This window comes from Micromonospora sp. C31, from assembly GCF_018070575.1.
Classification (GTDB): Bacteria; Actinomycetota; Actinomycetes; order Mycobacteriales; family Micromonosporaceae; genus Micromonospora.
Map to the genome: position 1 here is coordinate 51,801 of NZ_JAGPXN010000022.1, position 24,541 is coordinate 76,341.

The following is a 24,541-nucleotide window of genomic DNA, read 5'->3' on the forward strand; positions in this document are numbered from 1 at the left end:
CACCGGGCCCGCCCGGCGCACCGGCGCGACCCACCCGACCCCAGGAGGAAGTTCGATGCCCTCGATCGACCACGCCGGGCCCGCGCCCACCTCCGCCGCCGGCCCCCGACCGACGGTGATCCTCGACGGGGGTCCACTGGCCGGGCCGGCCGTCGGGGTCGACGAGGCGTTCACCGCCCGGGTCCGCGCCGACCCGGACCACCCGGCCCTCGTCGCCGGTGCCACCCGCCTCAGCTACGCCGAGCTGGACGCCGCCGTCGCGCGGCGGGCCGACCGGCTGCGCGCCGAGGGGGCCGGGCCCGGGCGGCTGGTGGCGGTCCACCGGCCGCGGGGCGTGGCGGCCGTGGTGGCGATCCTCGCGGCCCTGCGCGCCGGAGCGGCGTACCTGCCCCTGGACCCGGGCGCACCGGCGGCGCGTACCGAGGCGATCCTCGCCGACGCGTGCGCGGGCGCCCCGCCCGCCCTGGACGAGGTGGCGGCGCGGGGCGAGCTGGTGCTGCCCGGCGCCGCCGTGCCCGTCGACACCGCCTACGTCATCTACACCTCCGGCTCCACCGGCACCCCCAACGGCGTGGTCGTCGGCCGGGACGCCCTGGCCCACTTCGTCGCCGGGGCCGTGGACCGCTACGGCGTCACCCCCGCCGACCGGGTGCTCCAGTTCGCGCCGCTGCACTTCGACGCCAGCGTCGAGGAGGTGTTCGTGACCCTGTGCGCCGGGGCCACGCTGGTGCTGCGCGGCGACGAGATGCTCGACGTGCCCGACCTGCTGGCCGGCTGCGCCACGCACGGGGTCACCCTGTTGGACCTGCCCACCGCGTACTGGCACGAGCTGGCCTACGCCCTGTCCACCGGCGGCGTGACGCTGCCCCCGGCGCTGCGGACCGTGGTCATCGGCGGCGAGGCGGCCCTGCCGGAGCGGGTGCGGCGCTGGCGGCGGGCGGTGGGCGACCGGGTGCGACTGCTCAACACGTACGGGCCCACCGAGGCCACCGTCGTGGCGACCGTCGCCGACCTGTCCACCCACGACGGCGGGGACGTGCCGATCGGGCGTCCCCTGCCCGGCGTGCGGGCCGCCCTCGTCGACGGCGAACTGTGGCTGCTCGGCGGCGGGCTCGCCCACGGCTACCTGGGCCGCCCCGAGCTGACCCTGCGCCGCTTCACCACCCTCGACGGCCGGGCCGCCTACCGCACCGGCGACCTGGTGCGGGTGCGCCCCGACGGGCAGCTCGGCTACCTCGGCCGCGTCGACGACGAGGTCAAGATCAACGGGCACCGGATCGACCCGGTCGCCGTGGAGTCGGTCCTGCTCACCCTCACCGGCGTCCGCGAGGCGGCCGTGGTCGCCCAGGAACTGGGCGACGGGGTGCGGCGGCTCGTCGCGTACGTGGTCGGCGACGTCACCGCCGCGCAGGTGCGCGCGTACCTGGCCGAGCGGTTGCCCGCCCCCGCCGTGCCCGGCGTGGTCGACCTGGTGGCGGCGCTGCCGCGCAGCAGCACCGGCAAGATCGACCGGGGGCGGCTGCGTGCCGCCGACCCGACCCGGACGACCGGGCGGCCGGAGCCGGCCGGATGGCGTCCCGCCCCCGGCGAGGAACTGGTCCCGCTGTCGTACGCGCAGCGTCGGCTGTGGTTCCTGCACAGTCTGGAGGGCCCGTCGGCGACGTACCACGTGCCGGTGGTGCTGGCCCTGTCGGGCGTGCCCGAGCGGGCGGCGCTGGACGCGGCGGTGGCCGACGTGGTTGCCCGGCACGAGGTGCTGCGCACCGTGTTCCCGTCCGTGGACGGTGAACCCGTGCAACGGGTGCTGCCCACCTCCGGGGTGCGGCTGTCCGAGGTGGAGTGCCCGCGCGTCGAGCTGGAGGCCCGGGTCGCCGAGTTCACCGCCGACACCTTCGACATCGGCGTCGACGAGCCGCTGCGGGTGCGGCTGTTCGTCACCGGCGCGGAGTCGACGCTGGTGCTGCTGCTGCACCACGTCGCCACCGACGGCTGGTCGATGGCTCCGCTGCTGCGGGACCTGGCCACCGCGTACGCGGCCCGCGTCGCCGGTCACGGGCCGGCCTGGGAGCCGCTGCCGGTGCAGTACGCCGACTACACCCTGTGGCAGCGGGAGCTGCTGGGGGAGGAGTCCGACCCGGACAGCCTGCTCGCCCGGCAACTCACCTGGTGGCGGGAGACCCTGGCCGGGGCGCCGGCCGTGCTGGACCTGCCCGCCGACCGACCCCGCCCCGCCGAGCCCACCTTCGAAGGGGCGTCCGTGCGGAGCCTGCTCGACGCCGACACCCACCGCCGGCTGCGGGACCTCGGCGAGACCTGCCAGGCCACCGGGTTCATGGTCTTCCACGCCGCGCTCGCCGCCACCCTCACCCGCCTCGGCGCGGGCGAGGACGTGCCGATCGGCACGCCGGTGGCCGGCCGGCCCGACGAGGCGCTGCACGACCTGGTGGGTTTCTTCGTCAACACGCTGGTGCTGCGTACCGACACCTCCGGCGACCCGGGCTTCGCCGACCTGCTGACCCGGGTGCGGGAGGCGGACCTCGCCGCGTACGCGCACGAGGAGGTGCCGTTCGACCTGGTGGTGGAGCGACTCAACCCGGCCCGGTCCCTGGCGCACCACCCGTTCTTCCAGGTCATGCTCACCGTCGACACCCCACCCGGGGACGAACTGCGGATCCTCGACCTGGACGCCCGGATCACCCCCGCCGGCCTCGACACGGCCAAGTTCGACCTCAGTGTCTCCTGCGTCCTCGGCGAGGACGGCGAGGTCGAGGTGTGGCTCCAGTACGCGACCGACCTGTTCGACGCCGACACGGCGCAGCTGCTGCTGGCGGCGTACCTGCGGCTGCTGCGCGCCGTCGCCGCCGACCCGGCCGCCGCCCTGGGCACCCTCGACGTGCTCACCGACGCCGAACGCGCCGGCCTCGACGCCCGCCGGGCCGCCGTGCACGCCGCCGCTGCCGACCGCGCCCCCAGCCACGCCGCCGCAGCCGGGGACCCGGTGCGCACCGAGCTGCTGTGCGGCCTGTTCGCCGAGGTGCTGAGCCTGCCGTCGGTCGGCCCCGACGACGACTTCTTCGCCCTCGGCGGGCACTCCATGCTGGCGGTCCGGCTGGCCAACCGGCTGCGGGCGGTGCTCGACACCGACGTCGGCATCCGGGACCTGTTCCTCGCCCCCACCCCCGCCACCCTGGAACGGCGGCTCGGCCAGCTGGTCGCCGCGGCCCGACCCACCCTCGCCGCCGTCGCCCCCGTCGAGCGGATGCCAATGTCGTACGCGCAGCGCCGGCTGTGGTTCCTCGCCGAGCTCGGCGGCCCCAGCGCGGTCTACAACCTGCCCGTGGTGCTGCGTCCCGTCACCGCCCTGGACCCCGCGCCGCTAGCGGCGGCGCTGGCCGACGTCGCCGCGCGGCACGAGGTGCTGGGCACCGTCTACCGCAGTGCGGACGGGGAGCCCTACCAGACGGTCGTGGCCGGGGCCCGGCCGCCCCTCACCGTCCTCGACGTGCCGGCCGACGACCTCGCCGAGGCGATCGACACCGCCTGCGGGCACGTCTTCGACCTGGCCGCCGACCTGCCGCTGCGGGCCTGGCTGCTGCGCCCGACCGGCGGCGGACACCCCGACCAGGTGCTGGTGGTGCTCACCCACCACATCGCCTCCGACGGCTGGTCCACCGGCCCGCTGCTGCGCGACCTCGCCGCGGCGTACGCGGCCCGCGCCGCCGGTCACGCCCCGGGCTGGGAACCGCTGCCCGTGCAGTACGCCGACTACACCCTGTGGCAGCGGGAGCTGCTGGGCGCCGCCGACGATCCGGACAGTCTGCTCGGCCGGCAGCTCGGCTGGTGGCGGCGCACGCTCGACGGCGTACCTCAGGTGTTGGAGCTGCCCACCGACCGGCCCCGCCCGGCGGAGGCCAGCCAGCGCGGCGACATCGTGCCGTTCCGCCTCGACGCCGACACCCACGCCGGCGTGCTCCGCGTGGCGCAGGAGCACGGTGCGACGGTCTTCATGGTGCTCCAGTCGGCGTTGGCGGCGCTGCTGTCGCGGCTGGGGGCGGGCACCGACGTGCCGGTCGGCACGGTGGTGGCCGGTCGTGGCGACGAGGCCCTGGACGATCTGGTGGGTTTCTTCGTCAACACCCTCGTGCTGCGCACCGACGTCTCCGGTGACCCCAGCTTCGCCGAGCTGGTGGCCCGGGTCCGCGACGCCGACCTGGCCGCCTACGACCACCAGGACGTGCCCTTCGAACGTCTCGTCGAGGAGCTCAACCCGACCCGCTCCACCGCCCACCACCCGCTCGTGCAGGTGATGCTGGTGCTGCAGAACGCCGATGGCGGCGACCCGGAGCCGGACACCGCGTTGGCCGGCGAGGAACTGTCCTTCCGGGCCGGCGTGGCCAAGTTCGACCTGACCCTGGCCGTGCGGGAGTACCACGACCCGGCCGGCGGGCCCGCCGGCATCACCGGCGCCGTCGAGTACGCCGTCGACCTGTTCGACCCCGGCACCGTCAGCCGCCTCGCCGACACCCTCGCCCGGCTGCTCGCCGCCGTCGTCGCCGACCCCGACACCCGCGTCGGAGACGTCGAACTGCTCACCGGCGAACAGCGGCACCAGGTGGTCCACCGGTTCAACGACACCACCCCCGCCGGGCGGCCCGACGAGCGGATCACCGACGTGTTCGCCCGCCGGGTCGCCGCCGCCCCGCACCGCACCGCGCTGGTGCACGGCGCCGCCCGGATGTCGTACGGCGAGCTGGACGCCGAGGCCAACCGGCTCGCCCGGCACCTCGCGGCGATCGGTGTGCGGCGCGGCGACGTCGTCGGCGTCCTGCTGGACCGGGGCCTGCCCATGGCCGTCGCCGTGCTCGCCACGCTCAAGGCCGGCGCCGCGTACGCCCTGCTCGACCCGGAGTTCCCCGACGCCCGCCTGGCCGCCCTGGTTCCCGACGCCGCGATCACCGCCCTGGTCACCGACGCCGCCCTGGCCGCCCGTCTCGGCGCGGCCCGGCCGGCCCGCACCGTGCTGCTCGACCGGGCCGCCGCCACCCTCGACGCGTTGCCCGCGAGCCCGCTCGACCTGCCCGGCGACCCCGGCGACCCGGCCTGCGTCATGTTCACCTCCGGGTCCACCGGGCGGCCCAAGGGGGCGCTGTCCCCGCACCGGGCCGTCGTCGGCACCCTGTGCGGGCAGACCTTCGTCGACTTCGGCCCCGACCAGGTGTGGTTGCAGGCCGCCCCCGTGTCCTGGGACGCGTTCGCGCTGGAGTTCTGGGGGGCGCTGCTCAACGGCGCCACCGTCGTGCTGCACCCGGGGCAGCGGCCCGAACCGGCCCGCATCGCCGACCTCGTCGCCGCGCACGGCGTCACCACGCTGTGGCTGTCCGCCGGCCTGTTCAACGTGCTGCTCGACGAGCATCCCGACGCCCTCGCCGCCGTCCACCAGGTCGTCACCGGGGGCGAGGCGCCGTCCGTCGAGCACCTGGCCCGCGCCCGCCGCCGCTTCACCGGGCTGCGCCTGGTGCACGGGTACGGCCCCGTCGAGAGCATGATCTTCACCAACTGCCACCCGGTCGACACCCCGCCGGTGACCGCGCCCGTCCCCGTGGGCCCGCCGCTGGCCGACCGGCGCTGCCTCGTCCTCGACGAGCGGCTGCGGCCCGTGCCCGTCGGCGTCACCGGCGAGTTGTACGTCGCCGGCACCGGCCTCGCCGACGGCTACCTGCACCGGGGCGGCATCACCGCCGCCGCCTTCGTCGCCGACCCGTTCGGCCCCGCCGGATCCCGCATGTACCGCACCGGCGACCTCGCCCGCTGGACCCCCTGCGGGACGGTGGAGATCCTCGGCCGCGCCGACGACCAGGTGAAGATCCGGGGCTTCCGGATCGAACCGGGAGAGGTGGCCGCCGTACTCGCCCGACAGCCCGGCGTCGGCCGGGTGGCGGTGGTGGTGCGCGAGGACCGCCCCGGCGACAAGCGGCTCGTGGCATACCTGACCCCCGGCGAACCGGACGTGCAGCCGGCCGTCGCCGACCTGCGCCGCGCCGCCGCCGAGGCGCTGCCCGCGCACCTGGTCCCGGCCGCGTTCGTGGTGCTCGACGCGCTGCCGCTGACCGCCAACGGCAAGGTCGACCGGGCCGCGCTGCCGGCGCCCCACTACACCGCCGGCACCCCGTCGCGCGCCCCACGCACCCCCGCCGAACAGCTGATGTGCGACCTGTTCGGCGAGGTGCTCGACGTCGACCGGGTCGGCGTCGACGACGACTTCTTCGCCCTCGGCGGGCACTCCCTGCTCGCCGCGAAACTGGTCAACCGGGTCCGCGCCGTGTGGGCCGCCGAGATCGGCGTACGGGACCTGTTCCAGGCACCCACCCCGGCCGGCCTGGAACGCCGGGTCGCCCGGAGCAGTGGCGCCGGCACCCGGGCACCCCTCACGCCCGCCGCCCGTACCGGCCGGCTGCCGCTGTCGTACGCGCAGCACCGGCTGTGGTTCCTCGCCGAACTCGGCGGCCCCGGCACCGTCTACAACATCCCCGTCGCGCTGCGTCTCGACGCCGACCTGGATCCCGACGCCCTCGCCGCGGCGCTGGCCGACCTCGCCGCGCGGCACGAGGTGCTGCGCACCGTCTACCGGGCCGTCGACGGTGAACCGCACCAGCTCGTCCTGGACGGGGCACACCCCGAACTGACCGTGCTCGACCTCACCGCCGACGCGGTGGCCGCCGCCGTGGCCACCGCCGCCGGCCACGTGTTCGACCTCTCCACCGACCTGCCGCTGCGCGCCTGGCTGCTGCGCCCCGACGGGGACCGGCAGGTGCTGGTGCTGCTGGTGCACCACATCGCCGCCGACGGCTGGTCGATGGGTCCGCTGCTGCGCGACCTGTCCACCGCCTACCGGGCCCGGACCGACGGCACGGCCCCCGACTGGGCGCCGCTGCCCGTGCAGTACGCCGACTACACCCGGTGGCAGCGGGAGCTGCTGGGCGCCGCCGACGATCCGGACAGTCTGCTCGGCCGGCAGCTGGCCTGGTGGCGGCGCACGCTCGACGGCGTACCGCAGGTGTTGGAGCTGCCCACCGACCGGCCCCGCCCGGCGGAGGCCAGCCACCGCGGCGAGGTGGTGCCCTTCACCCTCGACGCCGACACCCACGAGGCCGTGCGCCGTCTCGCCCGCGCCTGCGGGGCCACCGTGTTCATGGTGCTCCAGTCGGCGATGGCGGTGGTCCTGGCCCGGCTGGGAGCGGGCACGGACGTGCCGATCGGCACGGTGGTGGCCGGTCGTGGCGACGAGGCCCTGGACGATCTGGTGGGTTTCTTCGTCAACACCCTCGTGCTGCGCACCGACGTCTCCGGTGACCCCACGTTCGCCGAGCTGGTGGCCCGGGTCCGCGACGCCGACCTGGCCGCCTACGACCACCAGGACGTGCCCTTCGAACGTCTCGTCGAGGAACTCAACCCGACCCGCTCCACCGCCCACCACCCGCTCGTGCAGGTGATGCTGCTGGTGCAGAACACCGCCGAGGTGGACCCGACCGGTTCGCCGTTCGCCGGCGACGAGATCGGCCTCGACACCGGCACCGTCAAGTTCGACCTGACCCTGTCCGTCCGGGAGACCCACGACGCCGCCGGTGGGCCCGCCGGGCTGCGCGGCGTCCTCGAGTACGCCACCGACCTGTTCGACCCGGCCACCGCGACCCTGCTCGCGCGGCGTCTCGCCCGGCTGGTGCGGGCCGTCGCCGTCGACCCCGACCGGCCCGTCGGCGACGTCGACCTGCTCGACGCCGACGAACGACGGCTGCTGCACGGGCTCAACGACACCGCCGTGCCCGTCGCCCGGGGCTGCGTGCACGAGGCCTTCCGCGAGCAGGCGCGGCGTACCCCGGACCGGACCGCCCTGACCTGCGGCGACCGGCGGCTCAGCTACGCCGGGCTGGACCGGGCCGCGAACGCCCTCGCCCACCGGCTGATCGCCGCCGGCGTCCGCCCCCAGTCGACGGTCGGGGTGCTGCTGCCCCGTGGCGTCGACCTGGTGGTGGCCACCCTCGCCGTGCTCAAGTGCGGGGCCGCGTACGTCCCGGTCGGCACCGCACTGCCCGCCGCCCGGGTGCGTACCGTCCTGGCCGACTCCGGCGCGACGGTGCTGCTGACCGACGTCGCCGACCGCCCGGCCGTCGCCGCCGAACGCCACCACGGCACCGTCGTCGTCGAGTGCGCCACCCCGGCCGGCGCCCCCGACCACGACCCGGCCGTCGACGTCGGCGAGCGGTCCCTGATGTACGTCATGTTCACCTCCGGGTCCACCGGTCGGCCCAAGGGCGTCGGCGTCACCCACCGCAACGTGCGCGACCTCGTCGCCGACCGGTGCTGGAACGCCGGGCACCACCGCCGGATGCTGGTGCACTCCCAGTACGGCTTCGACTCGTCCACCTACGAGATGTGGGTGCCGCTGCTGCACGGCGGGGAACTCGTCGTCGCCGAGGGCGACAGCACCGACCTGCGGGAGCTGGCCCGCACCATCGAGCGGTACGACGTCACCGCCGCCTACTTCACGATGGGCCTGTTCCACGTGATGGCCGACGAGGGGCTGGACACCCTGGCCCGGCTGAAGGAGGTGTGGACCGGCGGCGACGTCGCCTCCCCGGCCGCCGTGCGACGGGTGCTCGAGCACTGCCCGGACACCGTGCTGGTGCACAGCTACGGCCCCACCGAGGTCACCTTCGCCTCCCACCACCAGCGCTTCGAGACCGCCGACCGCCGGTTCGCCGGCGTCCACCTGGGACGGCTGCTCGACAACACCCGCGCGTACGTGCTCGACGACCGGCTACGCCCGGTGCCGCTCGGCGGCACGGGCGAGCTGTACCTGGCCGGCGAGCAGGTCGCCCGCGGCTACCTGGGCCGGCCCGCGTTGACCGCCGAACGGTTCGTCGCCGACCCGTTCGACCCGGCCTGCGGCCGGATGTACCGCACCGGCGACCTGGTCGCCTGGACCAGCACCGGTGACCTGCGGTTCGTGGGCCGCGCCGACGGCCAGGTCAAAATCCGCGGGTTCCGGATCGAGCCGGCCGAGGTGGAGGCCGTGCTCGGCGCCCAGGCCGGCGTCGGCCAGGTCGCCGTCGTGGTGCGCGAGGACCGGCCCGGCGACAAGCGGCTCGTCGGCTACGTCGTGCCCGCCGACGGCGCGGACCTCGACGGGGTCACCCTGGTCGACGCCGCCGCGCGGCAACTGCCCGGCTACATGGTGCCCTCGGCGGTGCTGGTCCTCGACCGGCTGCCGGTCACCGCCAACGGCAAGCTCGACCGGCGGGCGCTGCCCGCCCCGCAGCACGGGCCCGCCGCCGGCCGCGCCCCCCGCACCCCGGCCGAGCAGCGGCTGTGTGCCCTGTTCGCCGAGGTGCTCGGCGTCGACCGGGTCGGCCCCGACGACAACTTCTTCGACCTCGGCGGCCACTCCCTGCTGGCCACCCGCCTGATCGCCCGGGCCCGCACCGACCTCGGCCTGGACCGGGCCGTGCGGGACCTGTTCCAGCGGCCCACCCCCGCCGGGCTGCTCGGCGACGGGGCCGACGAGGGCACGGCGACGGGGGTGCTGCTGCCGCTGCGCACCACCGGCACCCGCCCGCCGCTGTTCTGCGTGCACCCCGGCGCGGGGATGAGCTGGTCGTACGCCGGGCTCACCCAGCACCTCGGCCCCGACCAGCCGGTGTACGGCCTGCAGACCCGGGCCCTGTCCACCCCCGGCTACCGGGCCGGTGGCGTGGGCGAGCTGGCCGAGGACTACCTCGCCGAGATCCGGCGGGTGCAGCCGCACGGGCCGTACCGGCTGCTCGGCTGGTCCTTTGGCGGAGTGGTCGCCCACGCCATGGCGACCCGGCTCCAGGCGGCGGGGGAGGAGGTGGAACTGCTGGCGCTGATGGACGCCTACCCGGTCGCCGAGCAGGCCACCCGCCCCCGCGACGACCGCGAGGTGATGCGGATGCTGGTCGGCGACGACACCGACGACCTGCCCGACGGCTTCCTCGACCGGTACGACCCGCACGCCGTGGTGGAGGTGCTGCGCCGCCGTGACCCGGTGCTGGCCGGCTTCACCGGCGCGGAGGTCCACGCCCTGGTCCTGGCCGCGGTGAACCACGCCGAGATCATGGCCTCCTACCGGCCGGAGGTGTTCACCGGCGACCTGCTGTTCTTCTCCGCCGACCGGGCCGGCGACGGCACGGGGGCCGGCCGGGCCGGCGACGGCACGGGGGCCGACCGGTTGACCCCGGCCCGGTGGCTGCCCCACCTCGACGGCCACCTGGAATGCCACGACATCGACACCACGCACCTGCGCATGACCGAATCGGAACCACTCGCGGAAATCGGCGGGATCCTCGCCGGGAAACTGTCCGGAACCGCGTGACGAATTGCCTGTCAACGAATCGCCTGTCACCAACGAGAAAGGAAACTGACATGGTCAACCCGTTCGAGGACGAGAACGGCACCTTCCTGGTCCTGGTCAACGACGAGGGGCAGCACTGCCTGTGGCCCGTCTTCGCCGCCGTACCCGCCGGCTGGCAGGCCACCCTCGGCCCCGCCGGCCGGCAGGAGTGCCTCGACCACATCGAGCGCACCTGGACCGACATCCGGCCGAAGAGCCTGCTCGCCCAGTACTCCTGAGGTAACCCGACCGCGGCCCCCCACGACGTGGGGGGCCGCGGTCGTGTGTGGACCGGCACCGCTCCTGCCCGCCTTCCTGCCCCTGCAACTACCGGCTGCGGCCCGTCCGCGCTCCTAGGGTCGACATCAGCACAACGAGACCGACGGACGCGCGAACCGCGCCCGCACCGGTTGTCCCCTCCCATTCCCGGAGAGCCCCGATGGCGCTGTCGCAAGCCGCGAGAAAAGTCCTGCTTACCGGAACCGTCTCCGACTCCCACACCTGGAACCTCGTGTTCCTGGAGCTGTTCCTCACCGAACAGGGGTACGCGGTGGACAACCTCGGCCCGTGCGTGCCGGTGGAACTGCTGGTGCGTCGGTGCCGGGCGTACGCGCCGGACCTGGTCGTGGTCAGCAGCGTCAACGGCCACGGATACGCCGACGGTCTCGCCGCCGTCACCGCGCTGCGGGCCGAACCGGACCTGGCCGACGTGCCGGTCGTCATCGGCGGCAACCTCGGCCTCGACGGTCGGGACGACGCCCACCGCAGGGCGCGGCTGCGCGCCGCCGGCTACCAGGCCGTCTTCGACGACGGGGACCTGCTGGCCTTCGAGCGGTACCTCACCGTGCTGACCGGTCAGCCGCGGACCCCGGTGGGGCGGCCGGCATGAGCGCCGGACAGGTCTCCTTCGGCCGGTTCGTCGCCGACTGCGCCGCCGCCGGTCGGCTGGTCGTACAGCCCCGGATGGGCTTCGGCGACCTGCGCCGCATGCGCGCCGGCCTGGAACGGACCCGGTTCGCCGCCGCCACCACCGTCGGCACCGTCACCATCGACAGCTACACCCGCGTCGGTGCGCACGCCGCCGCCCGGCGGGCCCTCGCCGAGGGCACCGCGCTCAACGGCTACCCCATCGTGGCGTACCCGCAGGAGACGACCCGCGCCCTGCTCGACGGGGTGCGCGACGACACCTTCCCGGTGCAGGTCCGGCACGGATCCTCCCGACCGGAGTCGATCATCCGGGCGCTGACCGCCGCCGGGCTCGACGCCACCGAGGGCGGCCCGGTCTCCTACTGCCTGCCCTACGGCCGCACCCCGCTGCGCGAGTCGGTGCGCCACTGGGCGCGCGGCTGCGAACTGCTCGCCGAGCGTGCCCCCGGCACCGCCCACGTGGAGAGCTTCGGCGGCTGCCTGCTCGGCCAGCTCTGCCCACCCGGGCTGCTCGTGGCGATCAGCCTGCTGGAGGCGCTGTTCTTCGCCCGGCACGGCATCGGCAGCGTGTCGCTGAGCTACGCCCAGCAGACCAACCCCGACCAGGACGCCGAGGCGGTGCGGGCGCTGCGCCGCCTCGCCGGGGAGTTCCTGCCCGCGCACGTGGACCGGCACGTGGTCCTCTACACGTACATGGGGGTGTTCCCGACCACGGTCGGCGGTGCCCGCCGGCTGCTGGAGGCGTCCGCCCGGCTCGCGGTCCGCGCCGGCGCGCAGCGGCTGATCGTCAAGACCAGCGCCGAGGCGCACCGCATCCCCACCGTCGAGGAGAACGTCCGCGCCCTGGAGACTGCGGCCGCCACCGCCGAGGCCACCGACACCGGCGGGCCCGAGGCGCCCGACACCGGCGTGTACGCCGAGGCCCGAGCCCTGGTGGAGGCGGTGCTCGACCTCGACGTCGAGCTGGGCCGGGCCCTGCACGCCGCGTTCCGCCGAGGGCTCCTCGACGTGCCGTACTGCCTGCACCCCGACAACGCCGGCCAGTCCCGTAGCTGGATCGACGACTCCGGGTGGCTGCGCTGGTCGGCGGTCGGCCGGATGCCGATCCGGGCCGCGGCCCCCGGCGACCGGCCGGCCATGACATCCACCCGACTGCTGGCGGCGCTGCACACCGTCGCCCGCAGGTACGACCACTGACACCGGGAGGCGACATGCACACCACGGACGACCCCGCACAGGCCACGGCCGGCCCGCCCCCGCTCGGCGAGCACCTGGTCGCCCCGAGCACCCGGGCCGCCATGACCATCCAGCAGGAGGCGCTGTACGCGGCCCGCGAACACCTGCGCGGCCAGGGCTTCACCGAGCTGCTGCCGCCGCTGATCGGCCCGGTCACCGACCCGGGCGGCCGGGGCGCCAAGGCCCTCGACGTCGACTACTACGGCCACCCGTACAAGCTGATGACCAGCGCGATCCTCTACAAGCAGGCGTCACTGCGCGGCTTCGGCAAGCTGTTCTACATCGCCCCGAACGTGCGGGTCGAGCCGCCGGAGACCGCCGGCACCGGCCGGCACCTCGTCGAGTTCCACCAGATCGACGTGGAGATCGCCGGAGCGTCCCGCGACGACGCCATGGAGGTCGCCGCCGGGCTGCTCACCCACGTGGTGCGGCACGTGCTCGACACCGTCGGAGACACCCTCGCCGGGCTGGGCCGCGATCCACTGGCCTTCGCCGAGCTGCTCACCGGCAAGTTCGACGCCTGCACCCACACCGAGGCCGTCGAGCGGCTGCGCGGCGGCGGGCACCCGCAGAGCGCCGACGCCGAGATCGACTGGGTGGGGGAGGAGACCCTGTCCCGCGAGGCCGACCGCCCGTTCTTCGTCACCGACTACCCGAAGGGCTCCCGCGGCTTCTACGACCGGGAGGACCCGGACCGGCCGGGGGTGCTGCGCAACTTCGACCTCATCGCCCACGGCGGCTACGGGGAACTGGTCAGCGGCAGCGAACGCGAGGCCGACTACGCCACCATCGTCACCCGGATGCGGGAGAGCGGCGAGAACCCCGCCAAGTACGACTGGTACCTGCGCCTGGCCCGCGAAGGCATCCCCGCCAGCGCCGGCTTCGGCATGGGCGTGCAGCGGCTCGTGCGCTTCCTCACCGGCCTGGACGCCCTGTGGCAGGTCAGCGCCTACCCGAAGCTGCCCGGGGTGGTGGCCCCGTGAGCGGCGTGCACGCCCCGGGCCTGCCCGAGGACCTCATCCGCGCCCGCGCCCGGCGCGGCACGGCCGAGGCGTTCCCGCCCGCCGACACGTACGGCCGGCAGCTGTTCGGCGCCGGTGACACCGACTCACCGGCCGGCGACCCGCGGGTGTCCGACGAGCTGGACACCGCCCGCCTGGTGCCGCCGGTGTTCATGCCGCAGCGGCTGGAGAAGCTCATCGACCTCGGCCGGGAGCCGGTGCACGACGACGTCGACCTCACCACCACGGTCGGCGGGTTCGCCTCGCCGCTGCCCCTGTACGTCTCCGCGTTCGGTTCCACCCGCGTCGCCGCCGGTGACGCCGGGATCGCCGCCAGCCGGCAGGCCGGCCGGCTGGGCATCCCCATGGTCATCGGGGAGAACCTGGTCCCGGTGGGCGGCTACCGGCGCGACACCGCCACCCGCTCGCCGATCCTGGCCCGGCTGCGTGCCTACGCCGACGCCTGCCCGCCCGACCGGGGTGGCGTGGTGGTGCAGCAGAGCACCGAGGACGCCGACTCCGAGGTGTGGAACCTGGTCTACAGCGACCCGTCGGTGCGCGGCCTCGTCGACTCCGGCCGGCTGGCCTTCGAGCTCAAGACCGGCCAGGGCGCCAAGCCGGGGCTGGGCGGCATGACCGTCGTCGGCGCCGACGACGCCCGACGGCTGGCCGACCGGTTCGCCGTGCGCGACGTCCTCGGTGCCGACGGGTGGCTGCGCTGCGCCACCCCCGGCACCTTCACCGAGGAGATCCTGCGCCAGCAGGTGCGCTTCATGCGCAACAACTTCCCCCGGGCCCGGGTGTGGGTGAAGTTCCACCCCGGCCGCGACGTCGCGCACGCCGCCGCCACCGCCTGGCGGGCCGGCGCGGACGCGGTCAGCGTCGACGGGGCCCAGGGCGGCACCGGCTGGGCGCCGCGCGCCTTCGTCGGCCAGGTCGGGCTGCCGTTGGCCGAGTGCCTGCGCCGCATCGGCCGGCCGGAGGGCTGCCTGCTGGTGACCGGCCGGATCTGGGAGGGCGGTCGGGCCGTGCGGGCCCTCGCCGCCGGTGCCACCGCCGTCGGGCTGGGTCGGGCCGCGCTGCTGGCCGTCGACGAGGACGCGGAGGAGGGCCTGGTACGGCTCGTGCAGGCCCTCGCCCTGGAGGCGCGGCTGCTGGTCAGCGCCCTCGGCCGGTACCGCGTCGACGCGTTGACCCCGGAGGACCTGTGGTGGCCGGGGCAGCCCGCGCCGGCCCCCACCGGGGCGGGGCAGCAGCCCGTCGCGCCGATCGGGGGCCGGGCATGACCGCGCTGCTGGACGTCGGGTGCCGCGTCCCCGACCTGGCCGTGGACGTCGGCGACGTGTGTGCCGCCGTCGACGCCGACCCGCGCCTGCTGTGGACGTTCCGTCGCTTCTACGGGCTGGAATCCGTGCGCCGCGCACCCGACGAGGACCTGCGCGGCCTGATGACCGCCGCGGTGCGCTCCCTGACCGCGCTGCGCGGCAACGAACACCGCATCCGGTACGTCGTACTGGCGCGCACCGTCACCACCGTGACCCGCGCCGGGCAGACCCCGCTGGAGGACGTGTGCGCCGCGCTGGGCCTGCCGAACGCGGTGGCGTTCACCCTCACCCAGCACGCCTGCGCCACCGGGCTGCTCGCCGTCGACCTCGCGGGGCAGTTGCTGGCCGGTGACGGCGACCCCGACGCCCTGGCGCTGGTGCTGACCGGGGAGAAGGTGTTCAACCCCATCCTGGAGATCATTCCGGAGAGCACGGTGATGGGGGAGTCCAGCGCCGCCTGCCTGGTGGCCCTCGGTGGGGACCGGGACCGGCTGCTCGGGTACGCCACCCGCACCCTCGGCCGCTACGCCGAACAGTTCCCCCCGCACGCCCTGGACCCGCGCTTCCTCAAGGACCACAACGAGGTGCTCGCCGGGGTGGTCCGCGACGCGGCCCACGCCGCCGGGGTCACCGTCGACGACCTGACGCTGATCCTGCCGCACAACGTCAACCGGCTGTCCTGGTCGTGGACCTGCCGACTGCTCGGCATCCCCCTCGACCGGGTGTACCTGGACAACGTCGCGGTCACCGGGCACTGCTTCACCGCCGACCCGTTCATCAACTACGTCCACGCCCGCGCCGCCGGCCGGCTGCGCCCCGGCGACCTGTACCTCATGGCGTCCGTCGGACTCGGCGCCACCTTCTCCGCCGCCGTCTGGCGCCACTGACCCGCACCAGAAAGGGAAAACCCGATGTCACCGCCGCACCCCACGTTCCTCACCGGCGTCAAGGCCGCCTGCACCGGCGACCCCGGCACCCCGTTCGTGCTGCTCGGCAACTTCGAGGTCGAGGACGAGTGGGCCCGCGACGAGGTGGGCCTGCCCACCGTCGGCGGCCGGGCGTCGGCCGCCATCGTCAACCGGATGGACGAGTTCACCGTCCTGCTCGCCGGGCCCGACGACCACGTGGTCCTCAAGTCCGCCCCCGACCCCGACTACCTGCACTGGCTGGCCGGCCTCGGCGTCGACCTGCCCCGCATCCTCGTCACCGACAGCCACGACCCGGCGGCCACCGTCAGCGTCGACGCGCTGCGTTCACCCCGGCTGTTGGCGGCACTGGGTGACCTGGCCGCCCGGGGGGCGTACCTGCTGCCACACGGCATGTCGACGCTGGAGGAGCAGCTGTGCGCGCTGACCGGGCTCGCCCCGGCGCTGCCGCCGGTGCCGGTGGTCAAGGCCGTCAACAGCAAGATCTACAGCCGGCGGGTCGCCGCCGACCTGGGCCTGCCGCAGGCCACCGGCTGGGAGTGCGAGACGGTCGAGGAGTTCGCCGCCGCCGCGGCGCAGGCCGCCCGGTCCGTCGCCGCCGGCCGCCGGGTCGGCGTCAAGGACGCCTACGGGGTGTCCGGCAAGGGCATCGTCGTGGTCGACGACCCCCGCCGGCTCGACCAGCTGGTGCGGATGGTCACCCGCCGGGCCGAGCGCACCGGCGACCCCCGCGTCGCCCTGGTCATCGAGGAGTGGGCCGACAAGGCCCTCGACCTCAACTACCACTTCACCGTCGGCCGCGACGGCGCGGTGCGCTTCGACTTCGTCAAGGAGGCGCTGACCGAGAACGGGGTGCACAAGGGACACCGAATTCCCGCCCGGATCTCCGCCGCCCACGCCGGACAGATCATGGCCGCCGCCGACCGGCTCGGCGCCCGCCTGGCCGCCGACGGCTTCCACGGCGTCGTCGGCGTCGACGCCATCACCACCACCGACGGCGGGCTGCTGCCGGTGCTGGAGATCAACGCCCGGAACAACATGTCGACGTACCAGACGACCCTCCAGGAGCGGTTCATGGGCGCCGACACGATCGCCACCGCCCGGCAGTACGACCTGACCCTGACCGGCCCCGTCCGCTTCGCCGACCTGCGCGACCAGCTCGGTGAGCTGCTGTTCGACCCCGCCCGGGGCAGCGGCCTGCTGGTGAACAACTTCGCCACCGTCAACGCCGCCGCGCCCGACACCGACGACCCCCGCCCGTACGCCGGCCGCCTCTACGGCCTGCTGATGGCCGCCTCCGAGCAGGAGCTGGCCGACCTCGACCGCGCCATCGTGGCGACCGTGAAGAAGGAGCCCGCCCATGTCTGAGTCGACGTCGCTCGGTGGCGTCCCCGTCACCGAACTGGTCGAGCGCTTCGGCACCCCGCTGTACGTCTACGACGGCGCCACCGTCGCCGCGCAGTACCGGGGGCTGCGGGAGCGGCTGCACCCCGCGGTGGAGATGTTCTACTCGCTGAAGGCCAACCCGAACATCAGCGTCTGCGCGCTGCTGCACTCCCTCGGCGCCCGCGCCGAGGTGTCCTCCCTGACCGAGCTGGTCACCGCGCAGCGTGCCGGCGTGCCCGCCGAGGAGATCATGTTCCTCGGCCCGGGCAAGAGCCGTGACGAGATCACCGCCTGCCTCAAGGAGGAGATCACCCTCATCTGTGAGTCGTTCGGCGAGCTGGCGCTCATCGACGAGCTGGCCGAAGGGCTGGGCGCGACGGCCCGCGTGGTGCTGCGGGTCAATCCCAGCTTCGCGGTCAAGGGCGGCGGGCTGACGATGGGCGGCAAGCCCCGCCAGTTCGGCATCGACGAGACCGCCCTGCTCGACGCGCCGGACCTCGCCGCGCGGCACCGCCACGTCCGGCTGGTCGGATTCCAGGCGTACATGGGTACCCGGTTCCTCAGCGAGGACATGGTCGCCGAGAACACCACCCGCATCCTCGACCTGGCCGAGCGGCTCGCCGCGCACCTGCGCGTACCGCTGGAGGTGGTCGACGTGGGCGGCGGCCTGGGCGTGGCGTACTTCGCCGGCGAGCGCGACCTCGACGTCGTCACGCTGGCCGACCAGCTCAACCCGGTCTTCGCCGGCTTCCACGAGCGGCACCCCGAGACGCGCCTGGTCATGGAGCTGGGGCGCTACCTCGTCGGCCACAGCGGCACGTACGCGGTGCGCGTCCGCTACGTCAAGGAGTCCATGGGCGAGCGGTTCGCCGTCGCCGACGGCGGCACCAACCACCACATGGCCGCCGTGGGCATCGGCTCCTTCGTCAAGCGCAACTTCCCGATGCGCCTGCTGAACCGCGACAGCGCCGCCGAGCCGGTGAAGTGGAACGTCACCGGCCCGCTGTGCACCCCCAACGACACCATCGGCAAGGCCGTCGAGCTGCCGGCCGACCTGCGCCCCGGCGACGTGGTCGGGGTCGAGCGCTCCGGTGCGTACGGCCCGACGGCGTCGCCGGTGCACTTCCTCAGCCACGGCTACCCCGCCGAGGTGCTGGTGCACGACGGCGAGCCGCGGCTGATCCGCACCCGTGACGACGTCGACAGCATGCTCGCCGCGCAGATCCTGCACGACTTCCGCTGACCCGCACTCCCTCTGGAAAGGCAAGGACCATCATGACCACCACGCAGACCGCCGACCCGCAGGTCGTCTCCGCCATCGTCGCCGCCCTGGCGGAGGTGCTCGGGCAGGACCTGACCGACGTCACCGAGCAGACCCGGCTGTTCGACGACCTGAGCCTGGACTCCACCAGCGTGCTGGGCCTGCTGATGGCCCTCGAGGACGCGCTCGACATGCAGGTCGACCCGGAGGGCCTGGAGCAGAGCCACCTGGAGACCGTGGGGTCGTTGGCCGCCTTCATCACCGAGAGCCGCTGACCGTGCCGGTCCTGCGGCGGCTCGAGGAGCAGTCCGGTCCGGCCGCGCCTGGTGACGCGGCCGGACCGGCCCTCGAACGCATCGTCCCGTTCACCTTCGCACCGGGCCCCGCGCCCACGCCGGACGACACGTCCGCGCTGATCAGCCACATGGAATCGCTGTACGGCCCGTTCGCCGACCTGGACTGGCTGACCGGCGGCGCGGCGGTCAGCTACCACGACATGGTCCGCCACGTGGTCGGTGAACTCGGGGAAGCGCTGGCCGACGTCGACCTGGCCGTCACCGTCGACGCCAGCCCCGACTGCCGGCACCAGAGCTTCCCGGCCGCACTGCTGGCCGAGCTACTGCCCGGCGAACCGTTGCAGATGGGCATCTCCGAGCAGGGCGTCGCCGGCCCGTTCACCGCCCTGCGCATCGCCCACCAGCAGGTCCGCAGCGGTGCCGCCCGGCGGGCCCTCGTCCTGGTCATGGAGCAGTCGACCCTGCCCCCCGACGACGCGGCCGTCCGCCCGACCCGCGACGTCGCGGTGGCCCTGCTGCTGGGGCCCGACGGCACCGTCGCCGTCGACCCGCCGACCATCACCGTCACCCGGGCCGCCCCGGCCACCTGGCCGGCCGCCGAGGCCGACCTGGTGGTCGCCGGCGCCGGGCTGACCGGGACACCGTTCGGCGCGCCCGTGGTCCGGGCCCCCGGCGGGCACCCCTGCGCCGGGGTGTGGCTGGCCCTGGCCGAGGCGCTGGCCGGCGGGGCGCCTCCCGCCGGCCGGGTGCTGGTCGCCGACGCCGACCCGGTGCTGCCGTACCGGTGTGCCGTCACCCTCACCGTCCCGGCCGCCCGTCCCGAGCCGTCGGCGCGAATCCGTCGGTCGGCGCGGGCGCGCGGCCTCGACCATCCGCCGGCCGCCGAGCCGCGTTCCCGCCGCCCGAGGGAGCTCGCCCGATGACACCCACCGTCGCACCACCTGCCGCCCCGAGCGGCCCCGCACCGTCGCCCACCGGCCGGCCCGCGCCGTCGTCGCGTCCGCGAGCCGGGTCGGTCGACCCGCGTCGGCACCGCCTGGTCGCGTACACCGAGGGGCCCGCCGCGGCGCTGGCTGCCCTGCACGACGCCGTCAGCCCGGCGGTCCTGCCGGCCGGACCCGGCGGGCACACCCTGTTGCCCGCCGAGACCGACGCCGCTTGCGACCGGTACGTCGCCTGCGACGGCCCCCGGTCCCGCGCCGGCCTGCCCGAGCTGGCCCGGGTGCCGGTGGGCGACACCGACCTGGTCGCCCGGCGGCTGCCCCGCCCCGCGCCGCCGGATCCGGCCTGGAGCACCGGCGTCGCCTGGATCCGTCTCGGCCTGGCCGAGCGACTGCTCGCCGCCGCCGCCGCGCACCTGCGCGGCCGGTCGGTCGCCGGGGCACCCACCCTCAACCTGCCACTGGTGCGGGCCATGCTCGCCGACGCCGCCGCCGGTGTCGCCGAGGCCCGCGCCCTGCTCGACACCGACGACGGCGACCCTTCCGCCCTGCGCCGGGTCCACGAGGGACTCGACGAGGTCGGCCGCCGCTGCCTGCACCTGTTCGGCGCCGCCGGGTTCCTCGCCGACGGGCCCGGCAGCGAGGTACGCGCCTCGGAGCTGCTGGCCGACACCTATCCACCGCCGACCGACCTGGAGGCGCCGTGACCACCGAGTTCCTCGCCGACCTGCGGGCCCTGGCCCGCGACCAGGCCACTGCCCTGCGCGCCACCGCCCTCGACCTCGACCGCGATCCGACCCTGGCCACCACCGGCCTGCACCGGGCGGTGCCCTGGCGGCAGCTCGTGGGTCTGCCCGCCGCGTACAACACCGATCCGCTACGGGTACGTGGTCGGCCCGTCCTGCTCGACACCTGCGTCGAGCAGGTCACCGTCCTGGAGGAACTGGCCCGCGCCGACGCGGGCGCGGTGCTGGCCCTGCCCGGCCCGTCGATGTCCGGCTCCGTCATCGCCGACCTCGCCGACGACGAGCAGCGCGAGCGTTACTGGAACACCGTGGCCGACGGCCCCACCTGGACCTTCTTCGGCATGACCGAACCGGCGCACGGCTCCGACCCGGGCGGCATGACCACCACCCTGCGTCCCGACGGTGACCGGCTGTTGCTCACCGGCACCAAGCGGTACGTCGGCAACGCCCCCCGGGCCCGCCTCGGCGTCGTCTTCGCCCGCCGCCACTCCGGCCCGCTCGGCGTGGTCGCGGTGCTCGTCGACACCAGCCGGCCGGGTTTCGAGGCGGTGCCGCTGCCCACCCTCGGCCTGCGCGGGCTGCAACTGAGCGAACTGCGCATGCGGGACGTGCCGATCGAGGCCGCGGACGTGCTCGGCCGCCACCGCTCGGCCACCCGGCAGGGCATGTGGGCGGCCACCCGCACCTTCCACCGCTACCGACCGGTGGTGTCCTGCCTGGCCCTCGGCGTCGCCCAGGCGGCGTACGACCTGGTGACGGCCGAACGGCGCGGGTTCCGCAGCCACGAGCGGCACCTGCTCGACGGCTGGGCACAGCGGTTGGCCGGCACCCGCGCCCTGGTGTTGGCCGCCGCCCGCAGCGCCGACCGTGACCCGGCCGACGGCACCCTCGCCTCCGCCGCGAAGATCCGCGCCACCGGGCTCGCCGAGGAGATCACCACCACGGCCGTGCGGATGCTCGGCCCGGGCGCCCGCTGGGAGCACCCCCTGCTGGACAAGCTGGTGCGCGACGCGCGTGCCTTCGAGTTCATGGAGGGCACCGGCAACATCCAGCGCCTCACCCTGGCGCAGGGCTACCTGCAGGGACGGCTCGGCGATGCGCGCGCGGCCTGACCCCACGCCGCCCGGGGCCGACATCTGGCACATCGGCCTCGACGTCGACAACGAGACCGCCGACGTGGTCGCCGCCCTGCTCGACGCGGACGAGCGGCGACGCGCCGGCGGCCTACGCGACCCGGTCGCCGCGCACCGCTTCGTCGTCGCCCACGGCGCGGCCCGCACCGTCCTGGCCCGCTACCTCGGTACCCCCGGTGAGGCGGTGCACTGGGCGCGCGGGCCGAACGGCAAGCCGTTCTTCGAGGGGGAGTGGAGCCGCTGGCAGTGGAGCCTGAGCCGGTCCGGCGGGCACGCGCTGCTCGCCGTCCGCGGAACCGGTGCGGTCGGGGTGGACCTGGAACAGGTCCGCGACGGCCCACCGGCGACGGCGCTGGCCACCCGCTTCCTGCCCGCCGAGGAGGCCGCTGCGGTGGCCCGGCACACCGCCCCGTACGCCCGCAGCGCCACCTACCATCGGCTGCTGTCGCGCAAGGAGGCCTGCGTGAAGGCGTCCGGCGGACGCTTCCTGGAGGGGCTGCGGCTGCGGGTGCTGGTGCCCGGCACAGTCGAGGGCACCGGCTTGCTCGCCGGGCAGCGCTGGCTGGTGCGGGACCTGCCCGCCCCGCCCGGCTACGTCGCCGCCCTCGCCACCACCGGGGCCCGCCTCGGCCGGCTACGGCTGTTCGAGTGGGACTGGCCGCCCGAGCGGTGGCGCGAAGGTGCCGCCATCCTGCCCGGCCAACCGCCTGGCGGGGACCTCGCCGATGCGTACCGTTCGCGGCACGGCAGTCCGGTCCCGTCCCGCGGCCCGAGGGGGAACCGATGAGCTACGCACCGCGGCCCGAAGACGGGCCGTGCCGGCCCACCGCGTCCCCCCGGACGCGGGTGCGGCCCGTCACCGACCGTCCGGTCGCCACCCGCGTGCCGGCACGCGGTGTCGCCCCGGGGCCGAGCACCGTCGGGCCGGCAGCGGTCAGCGGCCTCTGCGGCCTCTGGGATGCGGGGGGACAGGCCACCCCGGACGGCGCGGTGCGGGTGCGGTTCACCCCGTCGGAGGTGCCCGTGCTGACGAGCTGTCCCGCCGACCGGACGGCGGCCGTCCAGGTCGTCGCCCGGACTCTGGCCCGACTCGGCCGCTGTGACCTGGGCGGCACCGTCGAGGTCAGCGCCAGCGGACCGGTGAACGCCGACGACGAGCGCGCCGCCGCCGTCCTCGCCGTGGAGTACGCGCTCCGCGGCGGCCGCGGCGCCATGCAGCTGCCCGTACCGACGCGCTGGCCCGCACCGGCCGGCTGCGGAGGCGGCTGTCCCTGCCCGACGACCATCCGACCGACCGACGCGGGACCCGGCTCCCCGAGACAGTGAGGCACCCCGATGACATCAGCTGACACCGCCAAGGCCACCCGGGCCGGCGCGCGAGCGGCAATCCGGTGGCGCAAGGTCATGATCCTGACCACCGGCCAGGGCCTGTCGCTCACCGGGGACTACGTCCTGCTGGTGGCGCTGGGCTGGACCGCCATCCAGATGGGCGGCGCGGGCGCGATCACGACCCTGATGCTGGCCGGCACCATTCCGCGCGCGTTGACTCTGATCTTCGCCGGCCCGATCGCCGACCTGGCCGGTCCCCGTTTCGTGCTGCTGCGCACCACCTCGGCCCGGGTGCTGCTGCTGGCCGCCGGTGCCGCCGTCACCCTGAGTACGGACTGGTTCTGGCCGCTGGTCGTCGTCGCCGCCGTCGAGGGGGTGCTGCTCGGCATGGGCAGTCCCGCCAGCCAGAGCCTGATGCCCCGCCTGGCCGAGGGCGACCAGCTCGCCCGGGCCAACTCCCTGTCGGCGATGGTCACCCGCGTCGCGCCGATCGTCGGCTCTCCCATCGGTGCGTGGATCATCGCCACCGGCGAGCTGTGGCACGCCATGGCCGCCGTCTCGATCACCTGTGCGGTCTCCTGGTGCGCGATGTTCGTGGTCACCCGGGGAATGACCGGCACCACCCGTGAGCCGGGGGACAACCTGCTGCGCCGCTCCGGCGACGGGGTGCGGCTGCTGCGCTCGTACGCCCGGCTGCGGTGGCTGTTCCTGTGCGCGTTCTGCCTCGACCTGGCCTTCGGCTGGCCCATCGAGGTGGCCCTGCCCCTGCTGGTGGACGGGCGCGGTTGGGGCGTCGGCTCCGTCGCCGTCGTGGTGGCGGCGTTCAGCGGTGGTGCCCTCGTGGCTGGCCTCCTGGGCGCTCTGCTCGCCCACCGGGTGCCGCTGTTCGTCCGGCTCGTCGTCTCCGGCGTCGGTATCGGCGCCGGCATCCTGCTGATGGCGCTGATGCCGTCGGTCGCCGCGCTCGCCGCCGTCGGTGCGGGTGTCGGCCTGATGGCCGGCCTCAACGGCCCGGCCATCGTCACCGTCTACCAGCAGGCCTCGCCCCGGGCCCGGCTCGGCACCGCGATGTCGATGCTGACGCTTGCCAGCATCGGCACCATTCCGGTGTCCATCGTGGTCTTCGGCGGGCTCTCCACCGTGATCGGGGTGACCGCCACGTGGCTGGTCTGCGGGGTCGTGGCACTCTTCGCGCCGATGGCCGCGGTGATGGCCCTGCGCCAGCCCGTCCCCCAGAGTGAGCCGGTCGCGCAGACCGAGTCGACGCAGGCCCCCGGGGCCGTGGTCGACGAGACCCCGGTCTCCGCTGACTCCCCGCCGGCCGGCCCGCTGTACGTCAGTCGCAAAACGGTGCAACTGCTGACCGACCATTGTCATTCGCCCGATGAGCGCGACACGCAGTGCCGATAAGCGCGCGGCGGAGTCGACCCGAAAAGGCCCTCTTGACCAGCGGCTCTTCTTCCGAATAGGCGGACCGAAGGACGGTGTCGTACCATCGATCCCATGCATTGGATTCCTGGTAGCGGGATTTGCTTGTGAGTCAGTGACGCCACGGGTGGCAACAGGGGTCGGGTGATTTTGGCAAGGGCAGGGTATGGCCGGAGCATCGTGGGAACCGGCTCGCAC

16 protein-coding genes are annotated in these 24,541 nt (G+C 75.0%); all 16 read left to right on the forward strand.

What is annotated here, in order from left to right:
• Positions 1–55 precede the first annotated feature (55 nt).
• The 16 genes from KBX06_RS24060 to KBX06_RS24135 all read left to right on the forward strand — a co-directional run bounded on the left by KBX06_RS24060 (position 56) and on the right by KBX06_RS24135 (position 24,325).
• A complete protein-coding gene (locus tag KBX06_RS24060; protein WP_210838908.1) occupies positions 56–10,390 on the forward strand; it encodes a non-ribosomal peptide synthetase in 10,335 nt (3,444 codons plus the stop codon).
• Positions 10,391–10,440: 50 nt separating this feature from the next.
• Entirely contained in the window at positions 10,441–10,647 is a 207-nt protein-coding gene (locus tag KBX06_RS24065) for an MbtH family protein (RefSeq protein ID WP_210838909.1), read from the forward strand.
• A 200-nt stretch (positions 10,648–10,847) separates the two neighbouring features.
• Complete coding sequence (locus KBX06_RS24070; RefSeq protein ID WP_210838911.1) at positions 10,848–11,297, forward strand: cobalamin B12-binding domain-containing protein; 450 nt, start codon at positions 10,848–10,850, stop codon at positions 11,295–11,297.
• Positions 11,294–12,532: a methylaspartate mutase gene (locus tag KBX06_RS24075; protein ID WP_210838913.1), complete on the forward strand. Its 1,239-nt coding sequence runs from the start codon at positions 11,294–11,296 to the stop codon at positions 12,530–12,532. Before KBX06_RS24070 ends, KBX06_RS24075 begins: the two co-directional genes overlap by 4 nt.
• 14 nt (positions 12,533–12,546) lie before the next feature.
• Positions 12,547–13,554: an asparagine synthetase A gene (locus KBX06_RS24080; RefSeq protein WP_210838915.1), complete on the forward strand. Its 1,008-nt coding sequence runs from the start codon at positions 12,547–12,549 to the stop codon at positions 13,552–13,554.
• Complete coding sequence (locus KBX06_RS24085; RefSeq protein ID WP_307854740.1) at positions 13,551–14,858, forward strand: glutamate synthase-related protein; 1,308 nt, start codon at positions 13,551–13,553, stop codon at positions 14,856–14,858. Before KBX06_RS24080 ends, KBX06_RS24085 begins: the two co-directional genes overlap by 4 nt.
• The gene (locus KBX06_RS24090) at positions 14,855–15,784 is read left to right on the forward strand and encodes a 3-oxoacyl-[acyl-carrier-protein] synthase III C-terminal domain-containing protein (RefSeq protein ID WP_210838917.1); all 930 of its coding nucleotides are present in this window, start codon (positions 14,855–14,857) and stop codon (positions 15,782–15,784) included. The genes KBX06_RS24085 and KBX06_RS24090 overlap by 4 nt, the downstream gene beginning before the upstream one ends.
• 24 nt (positions 15,785–15,808) lie before the next feature.
• Positions 15,809–17,191, forward strand: a complete 1,383-nt coding sequence (locus tag KBX06_RS24095; RefSeq protein WP_210838919.1) for an ATP-grasp domain-containing protein — start codon at positions 15,809–15,811, stop codon at positions 17,189–17,191.
• Entirely contained in the window at positions 17,184–18,452 is a 1,269-nt protein-coding gene (locus KBX06_RS24100) for a type III PLP-dependent enzyme (RefSeq protein ID WP_210838921.1), read from the forward strand. The genes KBX06_RS24095 and KBX06_RS24100 overlap by 8 nt, the downstream gene beginning before the upstream one ends.
• 32 nt (positions 18,453–18,484) lie before the next feature.
• Positions 18,485–18,745 (forward strand): acyl carrier protein, encoded by a 261-nt coding sequence (locus KBX06_RS24105; protein WP_210838922.1) that lies wholly within the window; start codon positions 18,485–18,487, stop codon positions 18,743–18,745.
• 2 nt (positions 18,746–18,747) lie between these two features.
• Complete coding sequence (locus tag KBX06_RS24110) at positions 18,748–19,689, forward strand: hypothetical protein (RefSeq protein ID WP_210838924.1); 942 nt, start codon at positions 18,748–18,750, stop codon at positions 19,687–19,689.
• On the forward strand, positions 19,686–20,414 hold the full coding sequence (locus KBX06_RS24115; RefSeq protein ID WP_210838927.1) for an acyl-CoA dehydrogenase family protein: 729 nt from the start codon (positions 19,686–19,688) through the stop codon (positions 20,412–20,414). The genes KBX06_RS24110 and KBX06_RS24115 overlap by 4 nt, the downstream gene beginning before the upstream one ends.
• Positions 20,411–21,565, forward strand: a complete 1,155-nt coding sequence (locus tag KBX06_RS24120; RefSeq protein WP_210838929.1) for an acyl-CoA dehydrogenase family protein — start codon at positions 20,411–20,413, stop codon at positions 21,563–21,565. The genes KBX06_RS24115 and KBX06_RS24120 overlap by 4 nt, the downstream gene beginning before the upstream one ends.
• Positions 21,549–22,373, forward strand: coding sequence for a 4'-phosphopantetheinyl transferase superfamily protein (locus KBX06_RS24125; protein WP_210838931.1), 825 nt, complete (start codon positions 21,549–21,551; stop codon positions 22,371–22,373). The genes KBX06_RS24120 and KBX06_RS24125 overlap by 17 nt, the downstream gene beginning before the upstream one ends.
• Entirely contained in the window at positions 22,370–22,912 is a 543-nt protein-coding gene (locus KBX06_RS24130; protein ID WP_210838933.1) for a hypothetical protein, read from the forward strand. The genes KBX06_RS24125 and KBX06_RS24130 overlap by 4 nt, the downstream gene beginning before the upstream one ends.
• A 9-nt stretch (positions 22,913–22,921) precedes the next feature.
• The gene (locus KBX06_RS24135) at positions 22,922–24,325 is read left to right on the forward strand and encodes an MFS transporter (RefSeq protein ID WP_210838935.1); all 1,404 of its coding nucleotides are present in this window, start codon (positions 22,922–22,924) and stop codon (positions 24,323–24,325) included.
• Positions 24,326–24,541 lie beyond the last annotated feature (216 nt).